General features: G+C 68.2%; 9 protein-coding genes. 3 read left to right on the top strand and 6 right to left on the bottom strand.

The window, feature by feature from the left end:
• Positions 1-49: 49 nt before the first annotated feature.
• From ACWFRB_RS25955 to ACWFRB_RS25930, 6 genes are all read right to left on the bottom strand, one after another.
• Complete coding sequence (locus ACWFRB_RS25955; protein ID WP_452644152.1) at positions 50-952, bottom strand: Ig-like domain-containing protein; 903 nt, start codon at positions 950-952, stop codon at positions 50-52.
• Between the two features lie 107 nt (positions 953-1,059).
• Positions 1,060-1,770 (bottom strand): hypothetical protein, encoded by a 711-nt coding sequence (locus ACWFRB_RS25950; protein ID WP_452644150.1) that lies wholly within the window; start codon positions 1,768-1,770, stop codon positions 1,060-1,062.
• Between the two features lie 709 nt (positions 1,771-2,479).
• Complete coding sequence (locus ACWFRB_RS25945) at positions 2,480-3,970, bottom strand: glycoside hydrolase family 5 protein (protein ID WP_452644148.1); 1,491 nt, start codon at positions 3,968-3,970, stop codon at positions 2,480-2,482.
• 103 nt (positions 3,971-4,073) lie between these two features.
• Positions 4,074-5,030 (bottom strand): LysR family transcriptional regulator, encoded by a 957-nt coding sequence (locus ACWFRB_RS25940; protein ID WP_452644146.1) that lies wholly within the window; start codon positions 5,028-5,030, stop codon positions 4,074-4,076.
• Positions 5,031-5,075: 45 nt separating this feature from the next.
• Positions 5,076-5,426, bottom strand: a complete 351-nt coding sequence (locus ACWFRB_RS25935; protein WP_452644144.1) for a DUF4873 domain-containing protein — start codon at positions 5,424-5,426, stop codon at positions 5,076-5,078.
• Positions 5,427-5,467: 41 nt separating this feature from the next.
• Entirely contained in the window at positions 5,468-6,208 is a 741-nt protein-coding gene (locus tag ACWFRB_RS25930; protein ID WP_452644142.1) for a TetR/AcrR family transcriptional regulator, read from the bottom strand.
• A 100-nt stretch (positions 6,209-6,308) separates the two neighbouring features.
• Between ACWFRB_RS25930 and ACWFRB_RS25925 the strand changes: the two genes are divergently transcribed.
• From ACWFRB_RS25925 to ACWFRB_RS25915, 3 genes are all read left to right on the top strand, one after another.
• Positions 6,309-7,580, top strand: coding sequence for a DUF445 domain-containing protein (locus ACWFRB_RS25925; protein WP_452644140.1), 1,272 nt, complete (start codon positions 6,309-6,311; stop codon positions 7,578-7,580).
• 83 nt (positions 7,581-7,663) lie between these two features.
• Positions 7,664-8,092, top strand: a complete 429-nt coding sequence (locus tag ACWFRB_RS25920; RefSeq protein ID WP_077040608.1) for a helix-turn-helix domain-containing protein — start codon at positions 7,664-7,666, stop codon at positions 8,090-8,092.
• A complete protein-coding gene (locus tag ACWFRB_RS25915; RefSeq protein ID WP_452644137.1) occupies positions 8,089-8,883 on the top strand; it encodes a heparin-binding hemagglutinin in 795 nt (264 codons plus the stop codon). The genes ACWFRB_RS25920 and ACWFRB_RS25915 overlap by 4 nt, the downstream gene beginning before the upstream one ends.
• The last annotated feature ends 42 nt before the right edge of the window (positions 8,884-8,925 follow it).

Raw genomic sequence — 8,925 nt, 5'->3', positions numbered from 1 at the left:
GTGTTGGCGTGGCGCCGGAGCCCGACCTCGGGTCAGCGTGTTCCGGTTGTCAGGAGCCGAAGCCGCCGAGGAGGGAGCCGAGGCTGCCGGTGCTGCCGTCACCGCCACCGTCGCCGGGTGCGACGGTCACGGACGCGTAGCCGGTGGAGGCGTTGACGGTGCCGTTGCCGGAGTAGTCGGCGGTGATCGCGCGTTCTCCCGCGGCGTTGGGCGTCCACTGCAGGGTGGCGGTGCCGTCGGCGCCGACCTGGGCGGTCCCGATCGTGGAGTCGCCGTCCTTGAACGTGACGGTGCCACCGGCGGCCGCGGGGTCGACCTTGGCGGTGAGGGTGGTGGCCTTGCCGACGGTGGCCCCGGTGACCGGGTTGACGGTGGTGGTCGACACCGTGTTCGTACCGACGGTGACCGAGGGGCCCTTGGTGCCGTAGTTGCCGCTGCCGAGTGATCCGCCGTAGTCCATGCCCGTGTTCAGGGCGGTGCCGCGGGCGCAGTCGGTGCCGACCTTGTAGCGGACGCTGAAGGTGGGCGATCGGTGGAAGCCGGGGCGATTCTGGACGACCCAGTCGGTGATGCCCCAGGAGGCGCGGACGTAGCCGGTGCCGTTGCCCTCGTCGACATTGACCTCGGGGTCGAGGACGGGGTACTCGTTCTCACCGATCATCTTGGCCGAGCCGGGGACGTAGGTCAGGCAGGAGGGGTGCCGGTCCTTGACGTTGTAGATGTACTCGTCGACCCAGCTCGTCCGCTCGAACTTGGTTGTGACCGTGATGGTTTCGCCCGCGTTGGGGGTGGTGTTGCTGACGGTGCGGGTGAAGTGGGAGCTGCCGTCGTCCCAGGCGATCGATCCGGGGGCGGCGACGGCGGTGCCTGCACCGAGGAAGGCCAGCGCGCCGAGCGCGAGGGTGGTCGCAGCGCCCGCGGCGACGCCGCGCGCGAGATGTCCTGATGTCATGGGTGATCCTTGGGTCGCTGGTGCGCGGCCGTCGACATCGAGGCCGCAGTGTGGGGGGGGGGCGAGTACGCGGCGCCGCGGCGATCGCGGCGCCGAGCACACCGGGACTAGCTGCCGTTCTGGAGGACTCGGGTGATGGTGTCGCCGAGGACGTCGCTGATCGAGCCGGTGGAGCTGAGTTGGCCCTCGCTGGAGCCGAGTCCGGCGCCGTCCGTGCTGCCGAGGGCGGCCTCGCCCGCGTTCTTCTCGCGGACGGTGAAGCAGGCGTTGAGGTTGTCCCGTCGGATGCCGACGCCGACGGTGCCGCCGACATCGATGCCGCCGCTGGTGATCTGGACGCCGGTCGCGGCGCCGTTCGGGACCTTGTAGGTGAACTCGGCGGTCACCGAGTTGCCCGAATTGACGAACCATCCGGTGCTGTTGACGCTCCAGCCGCCGTCGCCGGTCACCACCGGGCTGACGTCCTCGGTCTGTTGGCCCTGGAGGAAGTGGTAGGAGGTGACCTTCGCCGAGACGGGCTTGCCGAAGCCGGCCGGCGGGTAGTCGCGGATGGCGTTGACGTACGGGTTGCCGATGCCGGTGGTGCCGACCTCGATCTTGTAGGTGACGTTGGTGCCCGCGGCGGCTTCCTTGACGGTGACGCTCTTGTCGTAGGTGTGGGTCACCCACACCGTGCTGGCGTCGTTCTTGGTGGTGTGGCTCGACTGGTTGCAGGTCGGGGCGGCGTTCGCGACACCCGCGCCTGCCATCAGCAGGCCGGCGGGAAGGGCGGTGGCGGCCGCGAGGGCGGCAACGCGGCGGACGGTGTTCGAAGACATGTTCTCCCTAGTTCTCGCTGATGCGGTCATGACTGGGTGGTGGCCGCGGACTCTGCCGGACACAGGGCTTGTCCTGGCGTCGCAGTCACCTGGGCTCACGCCGGGAATTGCGCACCGTCAGCTCAGCGATTTCATGAAGGTCGCGATCGAGATGGCGCTCCCGATTGCACCGAGGGCCGTGAGGATTGTTCCCATTGACTTCTCCTTGAAAATGAATTTCCGAATTGACGCGGTCGCAACCAGGGTGCAGTTGCGACCGTGACAATTTCTACCATGTCGATCATTGTTCGCGCGGTGGAACGTCGAACGAATCAGACGAGATTTGACGCACTTGGTCGAGAGCTCATCGGGGGCTCGCAAAGCTGAAGTGCGGGGCGCTGTCTTGGTGTGGAGATGTCGCCGTCAGCACTCCCTGCACCTTGCGTTTGTCCAGTTCAGGACCGTTTGCTCGTCCTCGACCTCGGTGCGGTGTCTTTCAGCTTGGCGGCCGGAGATCCAGGCTGGGTTGATTCCCGGCATCGGCAGCTCCGCTCGTCGGATAAGGCGGCCTAGGAATTGTTTTCGCGGCCGGTTCCGGAATTCATCAAGTGTTATCGAGACCGTTGATTTGGCGGATCGGCCGTTTCTGCGAAGGGAGATTGCGGACGGCGTCTTCTCATGAGAGTGAGAAATCTGACCGTGTCGTATAGCGGTTTCTGTGCAGCGGGTTTCAGTGCTGGGTCACGCGATAGGCCCCCGTGGTGTTCCCGGTCAGCCGCCACCCACCGTCGACCTGTGTCAGGTCGAGATCGGCGACTCCCGCGGCGTCCAGGCCGGGCCGTTCGGTGCCCGGGTACCAGGCCTCGAGGCGGCCGGTGCCTGCGCCGGTGAACCCGTTCGAGGTCACCTCCGCGAGTTTCCCTGGGGCGGCCCGCGGGTAGGTGCGCGAGAGTGGGCGGGCGAATCCGTCGACCAGTCCGAGTTGCGTGCCCGAGGGGCAGTCGATCTTGTTCAGGTTGCCCTGAGGCTTGTGGGTGTTGCCGTCGCGGACGGCGTGCGGGTCACCGCAGGCCTGGGTCCACGACCACCAGGCCCCGCCGATCCGATGTTCGTTCATCGCATCGACGAATCGGTCGACCTGGTCGGCGTCTGCGCTCGGGTCGCCGAACCAGCCCCACTCGCCGGTCCACAGTGGGGCCCCGTAGCGCGCGGCACCGTCGAGCGCCAGCCGGAAGCCGTCCTCGATCGAGGGGATGTCGCTGCTGACGTTGATCGAGCCGCTGTAGAGATGGGGCGCGAACACCACGAGCGGATCGTCGAGGTGCCGCGGAGGCGGCAGCGCGTCGACACCCAGTGCGGACCAGATCGCGCTCGGTTCGAAGAACACCAGGTGCGGGAAGCCGCCCTGCTCGGCCTGCCGGATCGCGGTGATCGCGCGCTGGTAGTACCGGCCGATCTGGTCGGCGGCGGTGATGGGATCCCGCAGCCCGGGATTGGGCTCGTTGAGCAGGTCGTAGCCGACGACCGCCGGTTCATCCTTGAATTCGCCTGCCAGCCGCGCCCAGGTGTCGACGAGGTGGCCCTGGATGCCCTGGGTGTCGTCGTAGAAGTTCTGGAACGAGCGGGCGACGGCGGGGGAGGTCTCGCGGATCCCGCCGAGGGTGCAGGTGCTCCAGCCGTCGGTGAGGGTGGCCCAGGCCGGGGCGCCGTCCCATCCGACACTGGGCTTGAGCGGCGACGGGCAGGCCACGCCTTGGGGCGTGCCCACCGCCTTGCCCCAGGCGTCCTGGTGCATGTCGAGCACGGTGTAGATGCCGTGGTCCTCGGCATCGCGCACGGCCTCGCGGATCCGGGCCACATAGGCCTCGTCGAACGCGCCCGGGGTGGGTTCGAGGGCGGACCACGCCACGGTCAGCCGCGCGACGTTGAAGCCGAGTGACGCCATGCGAGTGAAGTCGGCGCGTTCGAGCGGCGCGGTGGCGGGGAGCGAGGGGTCGTTCTTGGCGTAGTCGTTGAGCTGGTTGACGTTCGCCCCGCGCAGCAGCACGGTCCGCCCGGTCGCGTCGGTGATGGTGCCGTCGGTCACCGTCACCCGGGGGAGCGTCCAGTCGCTCGCGGGCGTGGCGGCGGCCGGAGCGGGCATCTGCAGCGCGGCAGTGGCGGCGAAGAGCACGGGCGCCGCCAGGATGCGCAGGAGAGCGCGACCGCGTGACCAGCTCATCCTTCACCTTCCATCGTGCGATATTTGCACGTCCAAGGAATCCTAGGTGCGAGGTGCGCCGGGCAGAAACAACCAGTTTCGGTGAATCGACAAGCTGTGCTTGTCAGTACGGGATGAGCGTCGGCATCGTGCGGTCGTCGAAGTCCGGCTCGCTCAGTCTCGCGACGAGGTCCGGGCGGGCATCGCGTACTTGGCGGGCGGTGTCGATGAACGAGCGGACCAACGCCGAGTCGGTGTCACGGTGACGGGCCACCGTGACCTCGTTGGGGGCGGCGTCGGCGATCGGCACCGTCGTCACCCCGGGATAGGGCACCCACCGGGCGGAGGCGGTCGTCACGACGATTCCGACACCGGCCGCGACCTTCTGATATTCCTCCAGCAACGTGGTCGAGCGGGAGACCACCGGCGCGGGCGTCCCATCTCGATGCTCATCGAGTTCCCAGTAAGCGTTCCACGCCGGATCGGTACAGGCCGCACCGAGCAGGGGGTCGCAGAGGAGCTCGCTCGCGCGAACCGCGGAGCGATCGGCGAGTGCGTGGCCTGTCGGGAGTGCCACCATGAGGGGCTCGCTGAACAGGTGGACGAAATCGATGCCGTCCGTGGAGATCGGGCTCCGCACGAACGCCACGTCCACCGACCGGTCGTTCAGTCCGGCCGAGGGGTCGTCGTAGTTGAACTGACGCATCTCGATCGTCACCCCTGGGTGCCGATCGCGGAACGCGGAGAGGATCGGCTCGGTCAGGATCAGCGCCGCGCCCTCGCCGAACCCCAGCACCAGGCGCTCGTTCTCGCGGCGCTGCAGCGAGCGCGCGCGCTCGGCCGCGGCATCCATCGCCGTCAGCGTCGCGGACGCGTCCTCGAGGAACGCGGCGCCGGCCGAGGTCAGGGTCACGCTGCGCGTGGTGCGGGTCAGTAGCACCACGCCCAGGCTCTGTTCCAGCTGTTTGATCTGCGCGCTCAGTGCCTGCTGTGCGATGTGCAGCTTCTCTGCGGCGCGGGTGAAGCTCAACTCCTCGGCCACGGCGACGAAGTAGCGAAGTTGGCGGGTTTGTAGCTCCATGGCGCAAGAGTGTAGGTCGGCCGGGCGGGGCGCACTTGCGAACAGTCAGAGCAGGCCTTCGGTGTCCTCCATCGCGGCGAACGGCCGACCCGACCTGCCCTCGATCATGTGGCTGCCCCAGAGATCGATCGAGGACACCGTCGCGATGCCGGAACCCTCGGGGGTCTCGATCTGCAGCTCCGCGCCGGGTCCGACCGTCACGCAGTCGGGCATCGACTCCGCGAGCCTGCGGACCCGGCCCTGCCAGAGGTAGCGGCCGCTGATCGGCTCGAAATGGCCGACCAGCTGGACGTCGAGCGCGAGGGTGGGGTGCGTGCCGACGGTGACCAGTGCCCTGCCGGAGTAACCGTCGGGTTCGTCGTGGTCCTCGCCGGTGCCGGCGTCGAAGTCGCTCACCCCGCCAGGTTACCTGTTACTTCAGGTAACACAAGACCGTGTCAGAGTCCCTCGGCGGCGTCCCCGCGGAGCAGCGGGTGCGGATTGGCGTTGAACCGTGCGGGCGAGCCGGCGACCTCCGCGATCCCGGTGATCCCGCCCCACGTCATCATCGTCAGGTAGTCGATCAGGTTCTCCGCGGTCATCGACTTGTTGGAGATCCACCAGTGGGTGGCGAGCTGCACGGCGCCGACGATCCCGTAGGCCCACGGCAGCGACCCGCCGGAATCCATCTCCATCAGGCGCAACCGTTCGCCGAGGACGGCGGAGAGCAACTCGGCGATCATCCGCTCCGATTCGGCGACGACGTCGCGGTTGCCGCCCGCGCTGTTCGCCATCACGTAGAGGTACACCTCGGGGTCGGCGGCGACGGTCTCGACGTACGCGGTGATCGCCATCCGCGCCAGCTCGTACTCGTCCATGTCGCTGCCGATCGCGGCGTACATCCGCGGCGCGAGCACCGTCTCGACGTAGCGCATCATGGTGGCGCTGGTCAGGTCGTTCTTGTCGTTGAAGTACCGGTACAGGACGGTCTTGGAGACGCCGATCTCGGACGCGATCTCGTCCATGCCGATGTCGCGTCCGCGCACCCGGATGGCCGCGATGGTGCCGTCGACCAGCTCCTCACGGCGCGCGATCTTGTGTTCGCGCCACCGCCGCTTGCGGCCGTCCGGCTTCTCGGGCTTGGACTCCGTCTCGGTCTGATCGGGGTCCTGTGCTGTTGGCACTGAGTTCTTGGGCACTGGGTTCGCCACATCCGTTCGGTTGATCTCCTGCACAGTTTAGGCGGGGGTTCGAGCAGGAGCCCACGATTGACCCGGCGTGGCCCGGAGATTCGGCACAATGGGACTGGTGCAGTTGCTCACCGTCGATGACGCCGCCAAGAAGCGGGACCTCCGCCGGATGAAGGCCCTCGCCACGGGGTTCCTCGTCCTGGCAACCGTGGTGTACCTGGTGTCCCGCTGGCAGGAGACCAAGGGTGCCCCGGAATGGGTCGGCTATGTCCGGGCTGCGTCCGAGGCGGGCATGGTCGGCGCGCTGGCCGACTGGTTCGCCGTGACGGCGCTGTTCCGGCATCCGCTCGGGCTGCCGATCCCGCACACCGCGATCATCAAGAAGAAGAAGGACCAGCTCGGCTCGAACCTGAGCAGCTTCGTCGGGGAGAACTTCCTCGCGCCCGACGTCGTGTCGCAGAAGGTGGAGGCCGCTCAGGTCCCGCTGCGGGTCGGCACCTGGCTGGCCGAGCCTGCGCACGCGACCCGGGTGGCCGCGGAGACGGCGACGGTCCTGCGCGGGTTCGTCTCGGTGCTCCGTGACGAGGACGTCCAGCAGATCATCGACAGCACGATCGTCCGCAGGCTCGCCGAGCCGGCCTGGGGCCCCCCGATCGGCAAGGTGCTCGCGGAGCTGATCAAGGAGAATCGTCAGCTGCCGCTGCTCGACCTGCTCGCGGAGCGGGCCCACCAGTGGGCGCTTGGCAGCCAGGACACGATCGACCGGATCATCGATCGGGACAGTCCGGCCTGGTCGCCGAAGTTCGTCGACGCGCTGCTCGGCGAGAAGATCTACAAGGAGCTCGTGGAGTTCACCTGGAAGGTGCGCTCGAACCCGGAGCACGAGGTTCGCCTCGCCGCCAACCGCTTCCTCGTCGACTTCGCGAACGACCTGCAGAACGACCCCGCGACCATGGCCAAGGCCGAGAAGGTCAAGGCGGAGATCATGGGCCGCAAGGAGGTCACCGGTGCCGCCGAGGCGGCGTGGACGGTGGCCAAGCGGATGATCCTCGAGTCCGTCGACGACCCGAACAGCACGCTGCGGGCCAAGACCCGCGACACCGTGATCCGGCTGGGGGAGCGGCTGCGCGACGATGCCGAACTGCGCACCAAGGTCGACGGCTGGCTCGACAGCGGGGTGCGGTACATCGCCGCGAACTACACGGAGGAGATCACCGGCGTCATCACCGAGACGGTGGCGCGCTGGGATGCCGAGGAGGCCAGCCGCAAGATCGAGCTGCAGGTCGGGCGGGATCTGCAGTTCATCCGGATCAACGGCACCGTGGTCGGTGCGCTCGCCGGGCTGACCATCCACACCGTCTCGCAACTGTTGTTCACGTGACCGCAGCCCACTGCTAACAAGGGTGCTTGCAATAGTTAGCACGCTCCCGTACCGTGGGATTCACCCACCAGGTAGGGAGTGTGATGTCCGACGAAACGCCCACTGGCGACAGCGCCGGTGACGTGGCCGCGCGGGTGGTCAGCTCCGCGGCACAGGACATTGGCAGCTTCATCAAGTCGCAGCGGGAGGCGGCGCAGGTGTCGTTGCGGCAGCTCTCGCAGCTCGCCGGCGTCAGCAACCCCTACCTGAGCCAGATCGAGCGTGGGTTGCGCAAGCCCTCGGCAGAGGTGCTCGGGCAGATCGCGAAGGGACTCCGCGTGTCCGCGGAGGTGCTGTACATGCGGGCTGGATTTCTCGAAGATCGCCCAGCCAGTCCGGTGCGGGACGCCCTGCTCTCCGATACCTCCGTCACGGAGCGGCAGAAGCAGGTCCTCCTCGAAATCTACGAATCGTTCCGGCGCGAGAACAATCCGCGTCTCGACCCCCAGCCCGAAAAGGAGAACCAGGAATGACTGAACTCAAAGGTCTCGACAGCGTGAAGACCCCGTTGTACGCCGCAGTCGGTGCGGGCGACGTGGTCGTCCAGGCCGTCGCCGACGTCGTCGCACAGGTGCGTTCGCGCGCCACCGCCAACGGCGAGGAGGCCCTCACGGTCGACGCCGCCCGCGAGCGCTTCGAGAAGCTGACCGGCGACCTCACCGAGGGCGTCGAGAGCCTCCGCGAGCGGCTCGCAGGCCTGCCGTCCGAGCTGCCCGAGGAGCTCGCCGAGCTGCGCGAGAAGTTCACCGCCGAGGAGCTGCGCAAGGTCGCCGAGGCGTACCTGAAGGTCGCGTCCGACATCTACACCTCGCTCGCCGAGCGGGGCGAGGAGACCGTCGAGCGGCTGCGCAAGCAGCCCGCCGTCGAAGAGGGCATCGAGCGCGCCGAGTCGGTGCTCGGCGATGCCGCCACCCTCACCGAGGAGGCCCTCGGCACCGTCGCCCGTCAGACCCGGGCCGTCGGCGAGCAGGCAGCCAAGCTGGCCGGTCGCGCCGCGGAGCGCATCAGCGACGTCGCCGACGAGGTCAGCGACGCCGTGACCGAGGCGGGCGAGAGCGTCGCCAGCCGCTTCGTCGGCGCGGGCGAGAAGGCCGAGTCCACCACCAAGACGGCCGCGGCCAAGGTCGACACGGCCGCCACCAAGCCGCCCGTGAAGAAGGCCCCGGCCAAGAAGGCTCCGGCCAAGCCCGCGGCCCCGAAGCCCGCCGCGACCGCGGCCAAGGCTCCGGCCAAGAAGGCCCCGGCCAAGAAGGCCACCAGCTGACCTACGCACAGCTGAATCGAGTTCGGCCCCCGCACATCACGG

The organism is Rhodococcus sp. NPDC055112 (assembly GCF_053607505.1).
This window is presented reverse-complemented; position numbering and strand designations above follow the sequence as displayed.

Bases quoted from the DNA above. Each gene is read 5' to 3' on its own strand.
- ACWFRB_RS25955 (WP_452644152.1), bottom strand. From the start codon at position 952: ATGACATCAGGACATCTCGCGCGCGGCGTCGCCGCGGGCGCTGCGACC.
- ACWFRB_RS25950 (WP_452644150.1), bottom strand. From the start codon at position 1,770: ATGTCTTCGAACACCGTCCGCCGCGTTGCCGCCCTCGCGGCCGCCACC.
- ACWFRB_RS25945 (WP_452644148.1), bottom strand. From the start codon at position 3,970: ATGAGCTGGTCACGCGGTCGCGCTCTCCTGCGCATCCTGGCGGCGCCC.
- ACWFRB_RS25940 (WP_452644146.1), bottom strand. From the start codon at position 5,030: ATGGAGCTACAAACCCGCCAACTTCGCTACTTCGTCGCCGTGGCCGAG.
- ACWFRB_RS25925 (WP_452644140.1), top strand. From the start codon at position 6,309: ATGGGACTGGTGCAGTTGCTCACCGTCGATGACGCCGCCAAGAAGCGG.
- ACWFRB_RS25920 (WP_077040608.1), top strand. From the start codon at position 7,664: ATGTCCGACGAAACGCCCACTGGCGACAGCGCCGGTGACGTGGCCGCG.
- ACWFRB_RS25915 (WP_452644137.1), top strand. From the start codon at position 8,089: ATGACTGAACTCAAAGGTCTCGACAGCGTGAAGACCCCGTTGTACGCC.